This window comes from Bordetella tumbae (assembly GCF_054780995.1).
This window is the reverse complement of record NZ_BAAGVG010000012.1, coordinates 278986-298760: the sequence shown is the minus strand read 5'-3', so window position 1 is coordinate 298760 and position 19775 is coordinate 278986. Positions and strand designations below refer to the sequence as shown.

Below are 19775 nucleotides of genomic sequence, written 5' to 3'. Positions count from 1 at the left end.
CCGGCGGCCTGGCTCTTGGGCAGGAGCCAGATTTGAAACCGGGGTGACGTTATACAGATGCGAAATTGAGCCCATCGTTGCCGTAACACCGCCGATCCGGTGTCACGCTGCCGACAAGCGCCGATCAAGTATCCACCCCGAAAAATATCAGATTCTTGTAAGGTTCGCATGGCGATGTAAGTGATTTTTTTGGTTGATCAGTGCTTTAAGTGCATTTTTCGCGTTAATTTGACTCATTTAGCAGGTAACCAAAAGAAACGATCACTCCGGTCAGGGGACCGCTCGCACTCCCACCCCCATGTCTTGCCACGACTCGCCGTGACAAGTCAGCAGCAACACCTGATGCCGCGAGGCGGCGTCGTACAGCGCGCGTTTCATCAATTCCCGGCGTTCCTGATCCGCGTGCACCAAAGTATCGTCCAATACCAGCAAGGTGGGCCGGCCAGCTTGTTGTAACAAATCTGCATACGCAAAACGCGCCAGCACGCCGAGTTGCTCGCGCGTGCCGAAGCTCAAGGCGTTCAACGTTTCCGTCGCGTCGGGCCCTGACCCACGCACCACCGCAGCAGGCATCAGCGCATCGTCCAGGCGCCATTGTGCCCCCGGAAACAACAGTCCGACATAGTGTTGCAGACGCTGGGCCAGCGGGTCCAGCAAACGTTGCGTCGCGTCGGCGCGCCGCTGCCCCAGCAATTGCCATAACAGGTCCAACGCCTGCGCCCGGGTCGCGAACTCGTCGCGCCGCCGGGTCAGCCGCTGCGCCTCAGCCTGTGCCTGCAGCAGTTGCTCGCCCAGGCCATGAGCCTGGGCCTGTTCGAGTTTGCCTTGCAATTGCAGTAATTCGGCATGGCGGCGCTGCTGTTCCTCGCGCTGCAAGCGAGCGGATTGCTCGAAACGCTGTGCATCCTGCTCGATCAGTTCCGGCTGTAGGGCCTGCAGAGCGGCTTGTGCCGCCTGACAGCGTTGCGCCAAGGTGTCACGGGTCGCGCGCGCCTCGACCAGCCTGGCGCCACGCTGCTCGCGCTGCTCTACCCGGCTCGCCGCGCCGAACTCGGCCTGCCGCGCGGCCCATTGTGTCTGAAAAATCTGCGCCTTGGTCTGCTGGGTGTCCAATGCAGTGCGTGCCGCCGTCACCGCCTGACCGGCAAGATCGGCCTCGACGGTCGCGGTGTGCAATGCCTGCTGCGCCTGGGCCAGATCCACGGGTGCTGCCGCGCCCTCGGGCATCCCCGCTAACTGTCCCTGCAATTGCGTCAATCGGGATTGGGCCTGCGACTGCAGCGCACGCAATGCCTCGATGCCCTCCGGCGCCTGGATACGCAAAGTTTGGCGGGCCATGTCCAGGTCGCGCCGGGTCTGCTCATACGTCACCGCCCGGGCCTCGGCCTGGGCCAGCGATGCCACACCCAGACGGGCCAGACACGCGGTGCGCTCTGCCTGTGTCTGCTGGATAGCAGTCAAGACGGCCGGCAAATCGCTGCCACCCGGCTCGATATGCAGAACCCCGATCCCGGGAATCTGTAATTCGGTTGCCTCGGAAACCAGGACCTCGCCCTCGCCTGCTATATCCCGGCCAGCCAGCTGCAGCGTATGGCCGGCCAGCAGACGATGACGCACCCGCGTCGCACCGGCATTCTGTTGGACCTGCAATTGCGCCAGACGCTGTTCCAACTGGCGCAAGGTGCGCAGCGCGCTGTCATCGATTTCCAGTTGTGCAGCCGAGGCCTGCAGGGCCCGGACCTGCTCGGCGAGCTGCTCGGCCTGTGCAATGCTGTCTTGCCCGCGCCGCAATTCCTGGTTCAAGCGATCGATTTGCGCCAGGCAATCCAGCCGCTGGGCCGCCTGCTGTGCGGCGGCCACCTGGGCGTTGGCCTGCGCCAGGCTCTGGGCGGTGCGCTGCTGTTGCAGCAAGGCCCGGTCCAAAGCCTCGCGTGCAGGCGCCAAACTGGCGGCGGCAGCGTCTGCATCGGCCTGCAGATTCACCAGCGCCGCTGCATCACGCTGATCGCGTTCGACCTGCTCGTGCAGCAAAGCCAAGGTGTCGTCGGCCTGTGTCAGCTCGCGCTGCAAACTGGCCAGAGCATCCCGCTCGCGGCTGATCTCGGCCAGGCGGGCGCGCGCCTCGCCGGCGCGCTGCTCCAGATTGAGCCAGGGTTGTTCCTGCTCGGCCTTGTCGTGATCACGACGCAACAGCGCCAGGCGATCCACATCGGCATCGAGCGCCTGTTTCGAGGCGGTCAAGGTGGCGACGGATTGCTCGGCGCGCAGCAGCGCATCCTCAGCGTCTTTATAGGCCCCCTTGGGGCGGCCACTGCGCCCATCGCGCAAGGCAGCACGTTCGGCCTCGACCCTCTCGTAGAGGGAATCACCGTCGGCCGAGGTCAACTCACCCGTCAATCGAGTCAATGCGTCCCGGACGTGACTCTGTGCGTAACCCGCGGGCTCCAACAGGTTTTGCCCCTCGCCCTGAGCGATCCAGAGCAGCCCGGGAATGCCGCCGTGTTCCGGCCGACTGTTGCCCTTTGCCGAAAACTCGAATCCCAGCAACGCCGCCAAGGCATTTTCCGCCGCCTCGCCCTCGTGCCGCTCAGCGCCATCGTCGACCAGCAGCTCGCAACGCGCACGGCTCAAAAACGATTTCCGCAGCAGGTACTCATGGCCATCGTGTTCGAACGCGATTTCCACCGAGGGCCGAGCGCCGGCCATGCCCCACGGTGCCAGGTCGGATACCTTGGTCGTCTTGTAGCGCTCGAGAAAGGCCGCACGGATCGCGGCCGCCAGCGTGCTCTTGCCGGCCTCGTTCGGCCCGGCAATCACGTTCAAGCCCTCGGCCAAATCATCCAGCACGACCGGATCGCGGAATTTGCGAAACTCTTGCAGCGCAATGCGGTGCAGCTTCATAGCGCCACCCACTGGCCAGCATGGAATCGTGCGGTGGCAGACGCCTGCGCTGCGATGCGATGCAGTTTCATTGCGCCCCCGCCCGCTCGCGCTGGAATTGCACCAGCAGCCGCAGCGCCTGGCGCGCGGCCGCTGCCTGAGCCGGATCGTCCTGCATGGCCTGCAATTGTGCTGCGACTTCGCCTACATAGCCGCTCGCCCCCAATGCCGCCAAGTCCTGGGCGTCAGGCGCCAAGGACAAACCGTCTGTCTCCAATAACAATGCCCGGCAGCGTGCCACGGCGCGCGCGATAGTGGCCTGCAGGGCGTCCCAGGCCTCTAGCGGCAGTTGGCCCGACAATTCCAGGCGCAACACATCCTCGGCGCCGATATCCTGCAAACGATGCGCCAACGCCTCCGCATCGGACGCCAACATCAACGACTCGGCCCACAACGACCAGCGAAATCGCCCGACAGGCACGCTCTGCACCACGGGCTCCGCCCCCGCTGCGCACCGCACGTCCAACACACTGCCATTGGCATTCGACCGAAAACGATCCGGCTCCGGCGTGCCGGCATACCAAGTCCGCGCATCGATCTGCAACGTGCCGTGCCAATCGCCCAGCGCCAAATAATCCAGACGCGCGCGCGCAGCCCGGTCGGCTGCAATGGGATTGGCCGAATCCACGGTGTCCGGCAAGCGGCCCGACACGCTGCCATGCGCCAAGCCCACACGCAGCCGTCCAGGCTCGGTTTCCAAGGCGTCAAAAATGGCCGTCGTGTCGTCGTAGGTATGCCGCTGCGTCAGCGGCGCCGCCAATACTGCGAGATTCAGTTCAGGTAAATCGACCACGCCCGGCCGCAGGGGAATATGGACATTGGGCCCGATGCATCCCAGTTGATGCGCGCGCGACCAGACACTCTCGGCCAAGGCGGCATCGTGATTCCCGGCGATCATGACCCACGGGCCGGCAAACGCGGCCAGTGCATCAAACAAGCGTCGAATGCTGCGATCCGACACGGCCTGCGTATCGAACACATCCCCCGCTACCAGCACCGCATCGGCGCGGCGCTCGGCCGCCAGCGCAGCAATGCGCGCGACGGTTTCATAACGTGCCTCGGCCAACATGGCCGCATCGTCGGTTTCAAACTGACCGTACTGCCGTCCGATCTGCCAATCAGCGGTATGGATGAGATGTGTCACGGAGCCCCTGCAAGTGCCTGCGCCATGATGGCGTCATGGCGCGATTGTGGCACAAAGGCAGGCGGCGGTAAGCAGGCAGCGTGACGAATCCAGCCCTCAGGCTGCGGCGTGCTCACCCAAGGCCACACGCGGCTGGCGCTTGCCTGCCGCGCCATAGCGCGACAGGGCCAGGTCATCGGCACGAATCTCCGGCCGTTGGCCCATGACCAGATCCGACAAGAGCTTGGCCGAGCCGCAAGACATGGTCCAACCCAGGGTGCCATGCCCGGTGTTCACATATAGATTGGGATAGCGCGTCGGCCCAACGATAGGCGTGCTATCGGGCGTCATGGGTCGCAGGCCGGTCCAGAATTCGGCTCGCTCGACCTCGCCACTGCCGGGGTACAAATCATTGACCACGTATTCCAGGGTGCGGCGGCGCTCTGGATTCAAACGCAGATCAAAGCCGGCCAGCTCCGCCATGCCGCCGACGCGAATACGGTCGTCAAAACGTGTGACCGCTACCTTGTAGGTCTCGTCCAATACCGTCGACACCGGCGCGGCATCGGGATCCAGCAATGGAATGGTCAAGGAATAGCCTTTGACGGGGTAAACCGGCAGATCCAGGCCCAGGGGCGCCAGAAAACCACGAGAGTAACTGCCGAATGCCGCGACGTAACGGTCCGCCGTCAACACCTCGTCACCGACACGCACGCCGGTGATTTCCCCCCGTGTGGTCTCCAGACTCGTGACACTCTGCCCATAGCGAAACTCCACACCCAGCTCCACCGCCAACTGCGCCAATCGTCGCGTAAACAGACGGCAATCACCCGTTTCGTCGTTGGGCAGGCGCAGGCCGCCGGTCAATTTATAAGCGGTACGTGCCAAGGCAGGCTCGGCAGTTTCCAGACGATTGCGATCCAGCAATTCATACGGAACGCCGCACGCCTCTAACACCTGAATATCGCGTTGCGCCGCCTCGTATTGGTACTCGGTGCGAAACAGCTGCAATGTGCCCTTCGTACGCGCCTCATACTGGATGCCCGTCTCAATGCGCAGGCTCTTCAGACAATCGCGGCTGTATTCGGCCAGGCGCAGCATGCGCTCTTTGTTCACGGCGTAACGGCTGGCCGAGCAGTTGGCCAACATCGCCGCCATCCAGCGCCACTGATAAAGCGTGCCATCCGGACGGATCGACAGCGGGGCGTGATCCTTTTGGAACATCCATTTCAGGGCCTTCAGGGGGATACCCGGCGCAGCCCAGGGGGTGGAATAGCCCGGCGACACCTGGCCCGCGTTGGCGTAGCTGGTTTCACTGGCCGCCTCGGACTGGCGATCCAGTACCGTCACTTTGGCGCCCTGACGCGCCAGGTAATACGCGGTGGTCGTGCCAATCACACCACTGCCCAAGACGATGACATGCATGAAAATCCCCTGAGTTCGGCATCTCTGATAGATGAATCAATAGTCTAGGACGATGTGAATAGTGAAAAGCACTAAAATCGGGGACTCTGAAATGTACTTTTACTGACAACAGGGGCTAAACGGCCCCCTTCAAAGTGAAATGCGCGAACTCGATCGTATTGACCGGAAAATTCTGGATATTTTGCAGCGCGATGGGCGGATTTCCATCACCGATCTGGCTGAGCGGATCAGCCTGTCGGCGACCCCGTGTTCCGAACGCGTCAAGCGTCTGGAACGCGAAGGTGTCATCACCGGGTATCATGCTCGCGTCAACCCTGCCGCACTGGGCCTGAATCTATTGGTCTTTCTGGAAATCAAACTATCGGCCAAATCAGGCGACGTCTTTGACAGGGTCAAACAGGAACTGCTGTATGTCCCCGAGGTCATGGAATGCCATCTGGTATCCGGGGATTTTGACTATCTCGTCAAAGCACGATTGAGTGAAATGAATGAATACCGGCGGTTATTGGGCGAAATATTGAAACGCCTGCCCGCCTCGGCCGAATCACATAGCTACGTGGTCATGGAAGAAATCAAGGAGACCTTGAGTTTGCCTGTCACCGGCCATTGAATCACTACGTATTACCGGAGCTTCACCCCTATGACGCGTTTGTCTCGATATTTTTTTCGCGGGCTGATTACCGTCCTGCCGATTGCACTGACGCTATATCTGCTGTTCGTCTTTCTGGCATGGACGGAGGCTGCCGCCCTGTCCTTGCTCAGCCCCTTTATTGGCAGCTTTTATATCCCCGGCATGGGATTGACGCTGGGTGTTCTGGGCATTTTGCTGGTTGGTTATCTGGTTTCCAAAGAGCGCATGCAGCGGATATTCCATTTTGTGGAAATGCCGTTTACCAATATCCCGGTCATCAAAAGCATTTATTCGTCATTGAAGAGCTTTGCCGATTATTTCTCGCCCAGTGCGAAAGCCGATACCCAGCACGTCGTTGTGCTGCGTATCCCAGGCCAGCCGCTCGAGTTGGTCGGCCTGATCACGCGGCGCAACACCGAGGGGCTGCCCGAGGGGTTTCTGCCCGGAGAACGGGTTGCTGTCTATCTGCCCATGGGGTACATGATTGGCGGCTATACGGTTTTTGTCCCGACCGACTGGGTCCAACCCATCGATATGTCGGTCGAAGAAGCCATGCGCGCCTCGCTGATTGCCTGGATGGCGCGTGCGCCGGGCGAATCGGCAGCGGGCGGCCGCGCAAATCCACCCTCCTCCGGCAACGCGCCGCAGGAGCCTGTCCCAGGGGTGCGGCCGGTGCCGCCATCGCCACGGACGGAGCCGAGTGCGCCGGATGAACACCCTGCTACCCCTACGCCTCCTTCTAATACGCCGGATCGCTGACCTCGCCGACAAGCGCCCAGGCGCTGAAAACCGGGACGGTCACAAATCCTGCGATCATCCCGACCATCCATTTCGACAAGCTGCTTAGGACCCTCACCCATGAAACTCATGGCCAAGAATTCTCTGTTTGCGATTTTGCTCCGCTCATCATGGTGGATCAGCATGTTGGTGGCAGCCGCGCTGATCCTGGTGGCGGTTGCGGTCGTTCCACCGGCGTATGCGCTTTTTCCGATCTGCGGCGCTGTGCCGTTCATCATTATTTCCGGCATTGCCGCCTGGAAACAACGCAACAAACCCTCGTCAGCACGCGTCGAGCAAACAGCGCAAGCCCTGTCGGCCATGCCCTGGTCCACCTTTGCCGATCACTTCGAGGCCGCGTTGCGTCATGACGGCTGCCAGGTCAAGCGCCTGAAAACCGATGCCGCCGATTTCGAGGTCGCGCGCCCCGGCGCTGGACGTGCACTGATATCTGCCCGCCGCTGGAAAGCCGCCCATACAGGAGCCGAACCGCTGCAACGCCTGCAGACGGCGCGCAGCGCGGCAGGCGCCAGCGAGGGCATCTACGTCACGCTGGGCGATATTTCGAAGCCTGCGCAGGACTACGCGACGCAAAACAATATCCAATTCATGGACGCCGAATCGCTGACGCAGTTGTTCCGCCATCAGAAACTCTGACGTTGACGGTCGTTTCACCGTCAACACGCCGACTTTCGCTATCTGCTCATCCGACGGTCGCCACGGCTGTTTGCGTCAATCCTGACAGCAGTCTGGCAACCGGGCTCAGGCATCACGGAAAAACGACGCACACTTAAAGAATCCGACGGATTCCCTCCCTCACAAACCCACAGCAGCAGTAGAATTTCTCGCGCCAGACACGGCGCGCTTTTTCTCCCCAACGCTGGGGACCGCTCCGGTCTACGGAGCCCTCGCATGTCCACATCCGATTCCCCACGCGATCCTGCCCTGCGGCAAGGTATCCGCATCGTCACGCCGGTACCCGGCGCGCTGCATACCGAAACCGAAGCCGCCCTGCACTGGTTGCAGGCACTGGATCTCAACGCCTATCTGACCACGGTACCTGACGGCCCCAACGCGGTCCATTTCGAGCCGAGCGAGGCCTTGTTGGCGCTGGCACCGCAACGCGATACGACGGCGTTATGCACAACCCTGCAACTGGACACGGAAAATCGCCCCGACGATCTGACGCGCGAAATCGTGCTGGCCATGCTATTGGGCCCGGTGGCATTCCCCTTTCCCAGCGCGGCCGAGCTGCGCAGCGCCGTACGCATTCGTCAGCACATCGTGCAGGCCGCACGCAAGACAGCACTGGCGTTCGATACCGAGCAGGCCGAGCGCCCCGCCGGCTATTGGCGTTACGACGAGGCGCGTGGCTTTACCATCGAACCCGGCGTGTCGTTGATCGAGGCCCTGACCAAAGCCACGCAGCCCGATGCCTCGGACAAACGCTATGCGTTCTCGTGCTATCGAGCCACCGAATATGTCACCCTGCTGGGCGTCGCGTTGGAATTACGCGACGCCCACCCCGCGCTCTATGCCAAGCTGCAACAACAATGGGAAACCCGTGCCGTGATGTCGGGGGCTTTTCACGAGGTCTTTCTGCGCGAATACGGATCGATGGACGAGCCTTTGCCATCCAAGTATTACGTGCCCGGAGACCGTCTGTGGTTTCGCAACCCCGATTCACACTCGTCCAATGTCGAGGGCTATGAAGGATCGTGGGTGTTTTATCTGGGCGATGGCCGATTCAACAATTTCTGGAAACGCGATCAGCCCTACACATTGACATCGAAATGCGTAGAAATCTATCACTGGCGCGATGGCGCGCGCACCGATGAACAAGACCGCCTGATCATCGACGAGGCCATCGTCGAAACCCGCGCGGCGCAGACCCTGCAAGACCCCGAGGCGCTGCACGCCGTACTCGATCGCATGCTGCGGCGGCGTGACCCGCAAGGGGTATATGCCGAAGGCGGCTGCATCGATGCGACGCGGGAATGCGTGCAATGGATCCTGCACGGTACCGCGCAAATCAAACTGCCGGATTGCCGATAGCCTAAACGCTGCGCCTTCGGCTTGCTGTCCCTAAGGGGTAATGCCAGTTAGTCAAACTCTGAGCGGCATTTTTTTATCGCCGGGCCGCCCCAAGATAAAAACGCCCCCTTGGGGGGCAGCAAGCCAAAGGCGCAGCGTGGGGGCATTTTTTATCGCTGTTGGTGTTGTGGGCGTTTGCTGTTCGTGATTGTCTCTCTGAAGGCGTCCCTGCCGCGTGCCTGGGCGTGGCGCCGGGCCTATCGCACGGACTCGGCCCATGACCAGGGGCCTCGGTCCGCTGCGCGGACTAAATCCGTGCTCAACGGCCCGGCACCACGCCCAGGCACGCGACAGGGACTCATGATGAGGGAATGCAACGAGGGCTGATGGCCATCAGCTGTTTTTTGAAACCGGCTTTGGCAATGCGATGGGTTGAGCTAGCTCCACCCGCCTAGCCTGAACGTCACTCAACAGCGTTGATACAGCAAAGCGCATGACATCCGTAAATGGCAGCCATTGCGAGCAGGAGGTCGGCGTGTAAAAGCCCCGCCGGGCCGTTGAGCCGCGATTTAGCCCGCGAAGCGGGCCGAGGCCCCTGCTCATGGGCCGAGTCGCGGCGATAGGCCCGGCGGGGCTTTTACACGCCGACCTCCTGCGCCAAAAGAACTCCACACTACGCATGCCACAGACAGCAACCGAGGCATAAAAAAAGCCCCCACGCCGCGCCTTCGGCTTGCTGCCTCAGTCAACTCAACGTACCTTGCCTTCTTTCCAGGCTTGCAGCAGTTGATCGTATGGAATGGTCTGGCCTTGTGGTTTTTCGTTGGCCAGTTTTTTCCACGGCGCATGCTCGTCCGACAGCCACTTCGACGGATCGCTCTTCTTGTTCAGTTTCGGTGCGCACTGCGCCATCCCTGCACGTTCCAGGCGTGCCATCACCTTGTCCATCTCATCCGCCAGGTTGTCCATGGCTTTTTGCGGCGTCTGCTCGCCCGTGACGGCCGTGGCGACGTTTTTCCACCAGAGTTGGGCCAGTTTGGGATAGTCGGGCACGTTATTCCCGGTAGGCGTCCATGCCACCCGTGCCGGGCTGCGATAGAACTCGATCAGGCCGCCATAGTTGGCTGCATTTTTCGTGAAATAGTCGCTGTGTATATCGCTGTCACGCGTAAAGGTCAGCCCGGTGATGGACTTTTTCAACGATACCGTTTTGGCGTTCACGAATTGTGCATAGAGCCATGCGGCAGCCAGGCGATTCGGATCGGTGGACTTGAAGAACGTCCACGAGCCCACGTCCTGATAGCCGTTTTGCATCCCCTCTTTCCAATACGGACCATAAGGCGATGGCGCCATCCGCCATTTCGGCGTGCCGTCCTCGTTCACCACAGGCAGGCCCTTTTTGGTCATATCCGCGGTAAAGGCCGTGTACCAGAAGATCTGCTGCGCAATATGCCCCTGCGCCGGGACCGGGCCCGATTCAGAGAACGTCATGCCCATCGCCTGCGGCGGCGCGTATTTTTTCATCCAATCGATGTATTTGGTCAGCGCATAGACCGCGGCCGGACTGTTGGTCGCCCCGCCCCGTTCGACCGATGCGCCAACCGGCGTGCATTTATCGTCAGCGACACGAATACCCCATTCATCGACCGGCATCCCGTTTGGCAGGCCCTTGTCAGCGGCGCCCGCCATCGACAACCACGCATCGGTAAAGCGCCAGCCCAGCGACGGATCTTTTTTGCCATAGTCCATGTGGCCATAGACCTTCTTGCCGTCGAGTTCTTTCACGTCATTGGTAAAGAAATCGGCGATATCCTCATAGGCCGACCAGTTTGTGGGCACGCCTAATTCGTAGCCGTATTTGGCTTTGAATTTCTCGCGCAGGTCCGGCCGCGCAAACCAGTCTGCACGGAACCAATACACGTTGGCAAACTGCTGATCGGGCAATTGATAGAGCTTGCCGTCAGGCGCAGTCGTGAAACTCGTGCCGATAAAGTCCTTGATATCCAGATCTGGATTGGTCCACTGCTTGCCGTCTCCGCTCATATAGTCGGACAGCGGCAAAATCGCACCATAGCGATAATGCGTGCCGATCAAATCGGAATCGGAAATCCAGCCGTCGTAAATCGACTTGCCCGACTGCATCGAGGTCTGCAGTTTCTCGACCACGTCGCCTTCCTGAATCAGATCGTGATTGACCTTGATACCGGTGATTTCGGTAAAGGCGCGCGCCAGGGTTTTCGACTCATATTCATGAGTCGTGATCGTTTCGGACACCACATTGATTTCGTTGACGCCCTGGGCCTTGAGTTTGGCTGCCGCGTCGATGAACCACTGCATTTCGGCCATTTGCTTGTCCTTGGACAAGGTCGATGGCTGGAACTCTGAATTCACCCATTTTTCTGCCTCGGGAACGCCGGCCCAGGCCGCCGTGCTCCCGATCAACGCGATGGCCACGGCCATCGTCCGCATACGCAATTTCATGACCCATCTCCTCGAAAGACCTTCCCGTTATGCTGCGGACCTGGGCCTGGGAAGAATTCGGCCGACGGTCGTTTCCCTGCTGTTTTTTATTCAACCCTTGCGCATGACCCAGGCCAACACCACGAGCGACACCGCAAAGCTGATCCATAAGCTCGGGGGATCGTCCAATGCCAGCCAATCCATCATTTTTTCGCCGAACCCTACATAGGCCAGATTGATCCAGGCCATGATCATCAGGCCGATAAAGAGCCGGTCGCCGCGCGTCGTGGCCATAGGCAAAAAACCTTTACGCAATCGCGTTGGCGATTTCAATTCCCACACCGTCATACCGGCCAGCATGAGCACGATGCAAATGAAGAACACCGCAACCGGCGTGGTCCATACCATCCACTGAAACATGGTGCGCGCTCCTTTAGACCCGGCCCATCGCAAAGCCCTTTGCGATGTAATGCCGCACGAACCAGATCACAATGCCGCCCGGCACGATCGTCAGTACGCCTGCGGCCGCCAACACCCCCCAGTCCATGCCGGAGGCCGACACCGTCCGCGTCATCGTCGCCACAATGGGTTTGGCATTGACCGAGGTCAGCGTGCGCGCCAACAGCAGCTCTACCCAGCTGAACATAAAGCAGAAGAACGCCGCCACCCCGACGCCCGATTTGATCAGCGGCAAGAAAATCGTCAGGAAAAACCGCGGAAACGAATAGCCATCGACATAGGCCGTCTCGTCGATCTCACGCGGCACGCCGGACATGAAGCCCTCCAGGATCCACACGGCGAGCGGGACGTTGAACACCAGATGCGCCAACGCGACCGCCAGATGCGTGTCCATCAAACCCAGCGAGCTATACAGCTGAAAGAACGGCAACAGGAACACCGCCGGCGGCGTCATGCGATTGGTCAGCAGCCAGAAAAACACATGCTTGTCGCCAATAAAGCGATAACGCGAAAACGCGTAGGCAGCCGGCAACGCCACCGCCAGCGAAATCAGCGTATTGATCACCACATAAATCAGCGAATTGATATAGCCCGAATACCAGGCCGAGTCCGTGAAAATAGTGAGATAGTGTTCAAAGGTGAAATCGCGCGGCCACAAGGTCAGCGAGCCGACGATCTCGGTATTGGTCTTGAACGACATATTCAACATCCAATACAGCGGCAGGATGGCGAACACCAGATACAACACCAGAAAGCCTGTGCGCCAGGCCCAGCCTCGCTTATCCATGAGACTCCTCCTGCGTGGCCGTACCGGCGCGCTGCATCCAGTTATACAGAACAAAGCACAGCAGCAAAATAATCAGGAAATACACAATGGAAAATGCCGCCGCCGGCCCCAGATCAAATTGGCCCACCGCTTTCTGTGTCAGGTATTGCGACAGGAACGTCGTCGCATTGCCCGGCCCGCCACCGGTCAAGACAAAGGGCTCGGTATAAATCATGAAGCTGTCCATGAAACGCAGCAGCACCGCGATCATCAACACACCGCGCAGCTTGGGCAGCTGGATATAGCGAAACACCGCCCACCGCGTTGCGCCATCGATGCGGGCAGCCTGGTAGTACGCTTCGGGAATCGCGCGCAGCCCGGCATAACAGAGCAGCGCCACCAACGGCGTCCAATGCCAGACATCCATGACCAACACCGTCAGCCACGCATCCAGCGGATCGCCCGTGTATTGATACTGCACGCCCAGCCACGTCAGTCCTGCGCCCATCAAGCCAATATCGGTGCGCCCGAATACCTGCCAGATCGTGCCGACCACGTTCCACGGGATCAGCAGCGACAGCGCGATGATCACCAGCACCGCCGATGCCCGCCACCCCGAGGCGGGCATGCATAGGGCCAACAGAATGCCCAACGGGATTTCAATGGCCAGCACCGCCAAGGAAAAACCGATCTGCCGCAGCAAGGCACTGTGCAGTTCCTCGTCCTGCAGCACCGCCGCATACCACTCCGTGCCGACAAACACGCGCCGATCGGGCGACAGAATGTCCTGCACCGAGTAATTGACGATCGTCATCAGCGGCAAAATCGCCGAAAACGCCACGCATATCACCACCGGCAACACCAATAGCCAGGCACGCTGATTAATCGGTTTCACGTCAGCAGCTCCTCGTTCCGGTAGAAGCACGTATGCGTATTCAACAAAGGCAGCCACACCGTATCACCCACCGCGACCGCACTGCCGGCACGCGCACGGGCGCGCAAGAGCGAGCCCTCGAACTCGCCACTCAACAGCAGATAGGTCCCCAGGTCCTGCACTCGCGATACTTGTACAGGCACTGCGCCCGGTGTATTGGCCGCGCAAGGCTGCAAATATTCTGGCCTCACGCCCAATCGCACGTCGCCAGCATCTGCCAGCGATGCCGCCCTGTGCGGTGGCCAATCGGCGGATGGGTGGCGGCTGGACGTCGCGTCTGCGGCGTGATGGACAGAACCAGTATCAACGGGCGCATTGACATCCGGCATCGAAGCCGAGCCCACGCCTCCTCCGGTGGCAGCCGATACCGCCGCGGAATCAGACGGCGAATGCGCGGGTGCCTGCGACGCCCGGCCGTCCCATAAGCGACTCGTCCCGACCGTCAAGACACCGCCCTGCCATTGCGCCGGCAAAAAATTCATCCCCGGCGAGCCAATGAAATTCCCTACAAACGTATGCGCGGGACGCTCGAACAGATCTTCGGGTGTGCCGATCTGCACGGCCTTGCCACGCGACATGACAACGACCTCTTCGGCAAACGTCAGTGCTTCGGTTTGATCGTGCGTGACATAGATCAGCGTCAGATTCAGTTCTTGATGAATCTCTTTGAGCTTGCGCCGCAGTTGCCATTTCAGGTGTGGGTCAATCACGGTCAAGGGCTCGTCGAACAGCACGGCTGATACATCGCTGCGCACCAACCCGCGGCCTAGCGAGATTTTTTGCTTGGCATCGGCGCTCAAGCCGCTAGCCCGGCGATTCAGCTGCGCCGACATGTCCAGCATCTCGGCAATGCGCCCGACGCGGCCCTGGATATGGGCCTCGGGCATGCCACGATTGCGCAACGGAAAGGCCAGATTGTCCGCCACCGTCATCGTGTCGTACACCACCGGAAACTGAAACACCTGGGCGATATTCCGCTGCTGCGGCGTCAACCCCGTCACATCGCGGCCGTCAAACAAAATACGTCCCTGCGACGGTTTCAGCAGACCGGAAATGCAATTAAGCAGCGTCGTCTTGCCGCAGCCCGATGGCCCGAGCAAGGCATAGGCGCCCCCGTCGCGAAACGTAAAGCGCAAGGGCAACAACGCATAATCGTCATCCGATTGAGGATGACTGACATACGCATGAGCCAAATCCAGTTCAATGGCGGCCATCAGGCAACCCCCGCCGGATTACCGGCCGCCAGCAGCCGGCCCGCCGCGTCAAAGGTGTACAAACTCGCCGGATCGAAATACAGGGTCAACGGGTCCTCCAATTGATAGCGGTGTACACCCGCCAATTGGGCGACCACGGGCCCCGCCGCCGTTTCGGCATGCACATAGGTATCCGAGCCGGAAATCTCCGCGAGTTTTACCGTGCCCTGCAGCGCCACCCGGCCCGCTGCCGGCTCGACACTGAATGCGCCCGCTCGCAGCCCCGCCGTCATTTCGGACTGACCCGTGCCGGCATGTGGCTGCGCGGCTGGCGCAGACCGGCCAGCGCCGGCATGCAGCCCTGGCACGAACTCACGCGCGTCTGGACCTGCGTCGGCCGGCGCGCCTGCCGCTAGCGCAGCCTGCCCCCTGCTTTCCGGCACGCGCCCCGCCGCAATGCCTCCCTGCAACACGATGCCACCGTCCTGACGCTGTGCAGCAAATAAATTCATCGGCGGGTCGCTGAACACCTGCGCCACCCGCAAGGACGCCGGCTGGTGAAACACCTCTGCCGCAGGGCCGTATTGCAGCAACTCGCCCGCATCCATCACCGCGGTATAGCCCCCCAGCAGCAAGGCCTCGGCCGGCTCGGTCGTGGCGTACACCACAGTCGATTCCCCCTCAGCAAAGAGGCTGCCGAGCTCGTCGCGCAACTCTTCGCGCAGCTTGTAGTCCAGATTGACCAGCGGCTCGTCCAGCAAAATCAGCGGCGCCTGCTTGGCCAGCGCCCGCGCCAACGCCACACGCTGCTGTTGGCCACCCGACAATTCGGCCGGATAGCGCTGCAGCAAATGTTCGATATGCAGGCGCTCCGCCATCGCATGAACCCGAGCCCGGATGTCTGTAGCGCCTCGCAGCTTCAGCGGCGAGGCGATGTTGTCGTACACCGACATCGACGGATAGTTGATGAACTGCTGGTACACCATGGCCACGTTGCGGCGGCGTACCGGCACCCCGGTGACATCCACCCCGTCGACCAGCACCCGCCCCGAGGTCGGCCGGTCCAGCCCGGCCATGAGGCGCATCAGCGAGGTCTTGCCGGCCAGGGTCACCCCCAGCAATACCGTCATTGCCCCGGGAATCGGCGCCAAACTCATCGGATACAGATGCGTTTGTGCCCCCTCCTGCAGAGCGACCTGGTCCAGCGTCAACTGCATTGCTCTCCTCCGGATCACGGATTCGCTGCGTTTTCGTTGTATTTTTGGTTTTTTGCGTTTTAACCAACAAACGAAAGAAAAACAATCTTGCAGTGCGTCATTATTTTTCGCTTTTGTTGTTTTAATATACAGAAATGATCCTGAATCCTCGCCAAAGCGCACTGGTAGAACTGGTCCGTTCCCACGGATCGGCCAGCATCGAGTCCCTGGCTCGGCATTTTGACGTCACGCTGCAGACCGTGCGGCGCGATGTCAATCTGCTGGCCGAGGCCGGCCTCCTGTCACGTTTTCATGGTGGCGTACGCATCGAGTCGTCCACCATCGAAAACATCGCCTATCGCAAGCGTCAGGGCCTGCATGCCGAGGCCAAGCAACGCATCGCCCAGGCCGTCGCGAAAGCCGTCCCCGATGGCTGTTCGCTGATTCTGAACATAGGCACGACGACCGAGGCCATTGCTCGCGCGCTGTTGCATCATCGAGGCCTGCGCGTCATCACCAATAACCTGCACGTGGCCGATATCCTGTCCGACAATCCGGACTGCGAAATCATCATCGCGGGCGGTGTCGTGCGCTCGCGCGACCGGGGCATTGTCGGTGAAGCCACCATCGACTTCATCCGCCAGTTCAAGGTCGATATCGGTCTCATCGGCATCTCCGGCATCGAGGCCGACGGTACCTTGCGTGACTACGATTTCCGCGAGGTGCGTGTTGCACGCAGCATCATCGACCAGTCGCGCGAGGTCTGGCTGGCGGCTGACAGCAGCAAATTCCAACGGCAAGCCATGGTCGAGCTGGCGCATATTTCGCAGATCGACAGGTTCTTTACCGATGCCTATCCTCAGCCCCCTCTGGCGCAGGTGTTGCAGGAATCCGGCGTGCGCTGCGTGATCGCCGAAGCGGACGCCAATGCCTTGGAGGCAGATCCCTTGAATACGGACAGTACGGGCACGGCCGATGCCCCCACAGCCTCTCGTTCCCACCGCGCGCGGCCATAGCGCTTTACGCACGATTTTCCCATCTCTGCCCAAACCGATAAAAACACCATGAACACCGCCCCCGTTCCCAAAGCCATTCCCAGTCGCGATGCCCTGCTGGGCGTACTGAATGACAACGCGACCTGGGATGTGGTCGTGATCGGCGGCGGCGCCACCGGCCTGGGGACGGCAGTTGATGCCGCGGCACGCGGCTACCGGACCTTGCTGGTCGAGGGACAGGATTTCGCCAAAGGGACCTCCAGCAAAGCCACCAAGCTCGTTCATGGTGGTGTGCGCTATCTGGCACAAGGCAATATCAGCCTGGTGCGCGAGGCCCTGCACGAGCGTGGATTGCTCAATCGCAATGCGCCGCACCTGGTCTGGCCGTTAGGGTTCGTCGTGCCGGCCTACGGCATGTTCGATCAGCCGTTCTACGGCATCGGGCTCAAGATGTACGACATGCTGGCCGGCAAACTCAATCTGTCGCCCAGCCGCTGGCTCTCGAAGAAAGAAACCCTGGCCGAGGCCAGCACCATCGCACCGTCCGTGGGCGGCCGCCATCTGCGCGGCGGAGTGCTGTATTACGACGGTCAATTCGACGACGCGCGGTTGGCGATGGCGCTGATGCGCACCTTGTTCGACCTGGGTGGCACGGCCATCAATTACGTGCGTGCCGCCGGCCTGGTGCGCAGCGGCGATGCCCATAACAGCAAAGGCGCCATCGAAGGCGTGATCGTCCAAGACGCCTTCAGCGGCACGGAATACACGGTACGCGCGCGTTGCGTGGTGAATGCCACCGGCGTGTGGGTCGATAGCGTGCGCCGCATGGACGATCCGCAGGCACAGACCATGGTGGCGCCCAGCCAGGGCGTGCATCTGACACTGCCGCGCGACTTTTTGCCGGGCGACAAGGCCATCCTCATCCCCAAGACCGATGATGGCCGCGTGCTTTTTGTCGTGCCCTGGAACGGCCACACCATCGTCGGCACGACCGATGCCCCGCGCGACGATCTGCCGTTGGACCCGATCGCCTCAAACGCCGACATCGATTTCATTCTGCAGACAGCGGCCCGCTATCTCAGCCGCAAACCCACGCGCGCCGATGTGACGAGCGTCTGGGCAGGCCTGCGTCCGCTGGTCAAGGCGACCGGCGAGGCCGCGACGAAAACGCTCTCGCGCGAACACACGATCCTGGTGTCGCGCAACGGCCTGGTCACCGTGACTGGCGGGAAATGGACGACATACCGCCGGATGGCCCAGGACGTCATCGACACCGCCATTCAACATCAGCTGTTGCCTCAGGCGCATTGCCGCACTGCGGATTTGCCCCTGCATGGCGCAAGCCCAGTGGGAGCACAGCCTGGCCGAGCCGGTACGGGGGCGACATTGCCTACGGGCTCGAGCACCGGCTCCCACACCAACGCGACGCGCAACGCCACGGCCTCGCCGTCCGCGCATCAACCGGCCCATGGCACGCCGGACAGCTACTACGGCACGGATCTGCCGCTGCTGCGTGCCCTGCCCGGCATCGATCATGTGCTCGTCAACGCCAGCGGCCTGACAGAGGCCCACGTGCGCTTTGCCGCGCGACACGAGCTGGCGCGCACCGCCGAAGACGTCCTCGCCCGGCGCAACCGCGCCTTGTTCCTGGATAGCGAAGCCGCCATCCTCGCCGCCCCCGAAGTCGCGCGCATTCTGGCTGAAGAACTGGGCCACGACGCTGCCTGGCAACGCGCTACGTTAGAGGCTTTTATGCACACGGCGGCGCATTATCGTCTGAGCAAATAGCACGTAGATCCTCCGCGTACGAGCGATGAAATAGTGCGGACAATGACAAACGGCGCCGTTTCCCGCGCCGTTTGTCAGTCCATCTCAATGTCGTCGAGGCCAGCCAGCCGCATGAGTGATGCTCATGCGTGGGCTCACCCGCGGGTCCATGTCTTACAGCTTATCCAGATCGAGATACCGGCTGGTTTGAACGATCTGCTCGCGTTCCTTGAAACTCGTCAGTTGCGCAGCCAACGCGCTGCTGTCGCCAGTGCGCTTGATTTCCTGCAAGGTGGTTTGCATGGCATGGATGGCAGCACGCTGCAAATCAGACGGAATGATGGCGATCTGATAGCCCAGGGCCGACAATTCATCGACAGGCACCAGCGGCGTCTTGCCCCCGTAAAACATGTTGATCAGCTTTGGGCCGGGAATCCGGCGCGCGATCTCGCGGATCTGCTCGATGGTCTCGGGCGCCTCGACAAACAACATGTCCGCGCCAGCGGCGGCGTACCGCTCGGCACGCACGAGCGCCGATTCAAAGCCTTCGACAGCGATGGCGTCAGTACGCGCAATCACCAGGCAATCCGGGTCACTGAGCGTTTGCCGGGCGATCTTGATCTTGCGCACCATTTCGTCCGTGTCGACCAGACTCTTGTCGTCCAGATGGCCACAACGTTTGGGGAATGACTGGTCCTCCAGATGGAAAGCCGCCACGCCCGCACGCTCCATGACGCGCACGGTACGCTCGACGTTCGCCGATCCGCCAAAGCCAGTATCGGCATCCGCGATCACAGGCAGGCCGCTGGCCTCGACGATTTTCTCGACCCGGTCCATGACCTCGGTAAAACTCAACAACCCGAGATCGGGCACCCCGGCAGCGCGGGCGATCGCTCCGCCACTGGCATAGACGGCATCAAAACCTGCCATCGCGACCAAACGCGCCGAAAGACCATCAAAAGCGCCTGGCGCTACCAAAGTCTTGCCCGTCGTCAATGCCTGCCGCAATTGCTGCGTCGCTTTCATTCTTTGCTCCTTGTCGTTTGGCTCGGAATGGCGAACTCGCGCCTATCTC

General features: G+C 61.1%; 16 protein-coding genes. 6 read left to right on the top strand and 10 right to left on the bottom strand.

All coding sequences use genetic code 11. The features are described from left to right. Positions 1-270 precede the first annotated feature (270 nt). The 3 genes from ACYVI2_RS11950 to ACYVI2_RS11940 form a co-directional block, all read right to left on the bottom strand. A complete protein-coding gene (locus ACYVI2_RS11950) occupies positions 271-2901 on the bottom strand; it encodes an AAA family ATPase (protein WP_415821416.1) in 2631 nt (876 codons plus the stop codon). Between the two features lie 67 nt (positions 2902-2968). After that, positions 2969-4084 (bottom strand): metallophosphoesterase family protein, encoded by a 1116-nt coding sequence (locus ACYVI2_RS11945; RefSeq protein ID WP_415821415.1) that lies wholly within the window; start codon positions 4082-4084, stop codon positions 2969-2971. A 96-nt stretch (positions 4085-4180) separates the two neighbouring features. After that, a complete protein-coding gene (locus ACYVI2_RS11940) occupies positions 4181-5488 on the bottom strand; it encodes a D-amino acid dehydrogenase (protein WP_415821414.1) in 1308 nt (435 codons plus the stop codon). A gap of 139 nt (positions 5489-5627) precedes the next feature. Between ACYVI2_RS11940 and ACYVI2_RS11935 the strand changes: the two genes are divergently transcribed. The 4 genes from ACYVI2_RS11935 (at position 5628) to ACYVI2_RS11920 (ending at position 8951) form a co-directional block, all read left to right on the top strand. After that, positions 5628-6098, top strand: coding sequence for a winged helix-turn-helix transcriptional regulator (locus ACYVI2_RS11935; protein ID WP_415821413.1), 471 nt, complete (start codon positions 5628-5630; stop codon positions 6096-6098). 30 nt (positions 6099-6128) lie between these two features. Further along, positions 6129-6878: a DUF502 domain-containing protein gene (locus tag ACYVI2_RS11930; RefSeq protein ID WP_415821412.1), complete on the top strand. Its 750-nt coding sequence runs from the start codon at positions 6129-6131 to the stop codon at positions 6876-6878. A gap of 108 nt (positions 6879-6986) precedes the next feature. Further along, positions 6987-7553: a restriction endonuclease gene (locus ACYVI2_RS11925; protein WP_415821411.1), complete on the top strand. Its 567-nt coding sequence runs from the start codon at positions 6987-6989 to the stop codon at positions 7551-7553. Between the two features lie 255 nt (positions 7554-7808). Next, complete coding sequence (locus ACYVI2_RS11920) at positions 7809-8951, top strand: hypothetical protein (RefSeq protein WP_415821410.1); 1143 nt, start codon at positions 7809-7811, stop codon at positions 8949-8951. 729 nt (positions 8952-9680) lie between these two features. Here ACYVI2_RS11920 and ACYVI2_RS11915 read toward each other — a convergent pair. The 6 genes from ACYVI2_RS11915 to ACYVI2_RS11890 form a co-directional block, all read right to left on the bottom strand. After that, entirely contained in the window at positions 9681-11411 is a 1731-nt protein-coding gene (locus ACYVI2_RS11915) for an ABC transporter substrate-binding protein (RefSeq protein ID WP_415821616.1), read from the bottom strand. Between the two features lie 90 nt (positions 11412-11501). Beyond that, positions 11502-11810, bottom strand: a complete 309-nt coding sequence (locus ACYVI2_RS11910) for a DUF2160 domain-containing protein (protein WP_415821615.1) — start codon at positions 11808-11810, stop codon at positions 11502-11504. 13 nt (positions 11811-11823) lie between these two features. Beyond that, positions 11824-12636, bottom strand: coding sequence for a carbohydrate ABC transporter permease (locus ACYVI2_RS11905; protein ID WP_415821614.1), 813 nt, complete (start codon positions 12634-12636; stop codon positions 11824-11826). Next, entirely contained in the window at positions 12629-13510 is an 882-nt protein-coding gene (locus ACYVI2_RS11900) for a carbohydrate ABC transporter permease (protein ID WP_415821613.1), read from the bottom strand. The genes ACYVI2_RS11905 and ACYVI2_RS11900 overlap by 8 nt, the downstream gene beginning before the upstream one ends. Beyond that, positions 13507-14763 (bottom strand): ABC transporter ATP-binding protein, encoded by a 1257-nt coding sequence (locus ACYVI2_RS11895; protein WP_415821612.1) that lies wholly within the window; start codon positions 14761-14763, stop codon positions 13507-13509. Before ACYVI2_RS11895 ends, ACYVI2_RS11900 begins: the two co-directional genes overlap by 4 nt. Beyond that, the gene (locus ACYVI2_RS11890) at positions 14763-15959 is read right to left on the bottom strand and encodes an ABC transporter ATP-binding protein (protein ID WP_415821611.1); all 1197 of its coding nucleotides are present in this window, start codon (positions 15957-15959) and stop codon (positions 14763-14765) included. The genes ACYVI2_RS11895 and ACYVI2_RS11890 overlap by 1 nt, the downstream gene beginning before the upstream one ends. A 134-nt stretch (positions 15960-16093) precedes the next feature. On the opposite strand from ACYVI2_RS11890, the gene ACYVI2_RS11885 reads away from it, so the two are divergent. Both ACYVI2_RS11885 and ACYVI2_RS11880 read left to right on the top strand, forming a co-directional pair. Further along, positions 16094-16954, top strand: a complete 861-nt coding sequence (locus tag ACYVI2_RS11885) for a DeoR/GlpR family DNA-binding transcription regulator (protein ID WP_415821610.1) — start codon at positions 16094-16096, stop codon at positions 16952-16954. A 48-nt stretch (positions 16955-17002) separates the two neighbouring features. Further along, a complete protein-coding gene (locus ACYVI2_RS11880) occupies positions 17003-18721 on the top strand; it encodes a glycerol-3-phosphate dehydrogenase/oxidase (RefSeq protein ID WP_415821609.1) in 1719 nt (572 codons plus the stop codon). 153 nt (positions 18722-18874) lie between these two features. Here the strand turns inward: ACYVI2_RS11880 and ACYVI2_RS11875 are convergent, their stop codons facing one another. Further along, on the bottom strand, positions 18875-19726 hold the full coding sequence (locus ACYVI2_RS11875) for an isocitrate lyase/PEP mutase family protein (RefSeq protein ID WP_415821608.1): 852 nt from the start codon (positions 19724-19726) through the stop codon (positions 18875-18877). Between the last annotated feature and the right edge of the window lie 49 nt (positions 19727-19775).

What these genes read in the sequence shown, in the direction of transcription:
- ACYVI2_RS11895 (WP_415821612.1), bottom strand. Translation starts at nt 14,763, where the DNA reads ATGGCCGCCATTGAACTGGATTTGGCTCATGCGTATGTCAGTCATCCT.
- ACYVI2_RS11905 (WP_415821614.1), bottom strand. Translation starts at nt 12,636, where the DNA reads ATGGATAAGCGAGGCTGGGCCTGGCGCACAGGCTTTCTGGTGTTGTAT.
- ACYVI2_RS11940 (WP_415821414.1), bottom strand. Translation starts at nt 5,488, where the DNA reads ATGCATGTCATCGTCTTGGGCAGTGGTGTGATTGGCACGACCACCGCG.
- ACYVI2_RS11930 (WP_415821412.1), top strand. Translation starts at nt 6,129, where the DNA reads ATGACGCGTTTGTCTCGATATTTTTTTCGCGGGCTGATTACCGTCCTG.
- ACYVI2_RS11925 (WP_415821411.1), top strand. Translation starts at nt 6,987, where the DNA reads ATGGCCAAGAATTCTCTGTTTGCGATTTTGCTCCGCTCATCATGGTGG.
- ACYVI2_RS11950 (WP_415821416.1), bottom strand. Translation starts at nt 2,901, where the DNA reads ATGAAGCTGCACCGCATTGCGCTGCAAGAGTTTCGCAAATTCCGCGAT.
- ACYVI2_RS11935 (WP_415821413.1), top strand. Translation starts at nt 5,628, where the DNA reads ATGCGCGAACTCGATCGTATTGACCGGAAAATTCTGGATATTTTGCAG.
- ACYVI2_RS11910 (WP_415821615.1), bottom strand. Translation starts at nt 11,810, where the DNA reads ATGTTTCAGTGGATGGTATGGACCACGCCGGTTGCGGTGTTCTTCATT.
- ACYVI2_RS11880 (WP_415821609.1), top strand. Translation starts at nt 17,003, where the DNA reads ATGAACACCGCCCCCGTTCCCAAAGCCATTCCCAGTCGCGATGCCCTG.
- ACYVI2_RS11885 (WP_415821610.1), top strand. Translation starts at nt 16,094, where the DNA reads ATGATCCTGAATCCTCGCCAAAGCGCACTGGTAGAACTGGTCCGTTCC.
- ACYVI2_RS11920 (WP_415821410.1), top strand. Translation starts at nt 7,809, where the DNA reads ATGTCCACATCCGATTCCCCACGCGATCCTGCCCTGCGGCAAGGTATC.
- ACYVI2_RS11875 (WP_415821608.1), bottom strand. Translation starts at nt 19,726, where the DNA reads ATGAAAGCGACGCAGCAATTGCGGCAGGCATTGACGACGGGCAAGACT.
- ACYVI2_RS11915 (WP_415821616.1), bottom strand. Translation starts at nt 11,411, where the DNA reads ATGAAATTGCGTATGCGGACGATGGCCGTGGCCATCGCGTTGATCGGG.
- ACYVI2_RS11890 (WP_415821611.1), bottom strand. Translation starts at nt 15,959, where the DNA reads ATGCAGTTGACGCTGGACCAGGTCGCTCTGCAGGAGGGGGCACAAACG.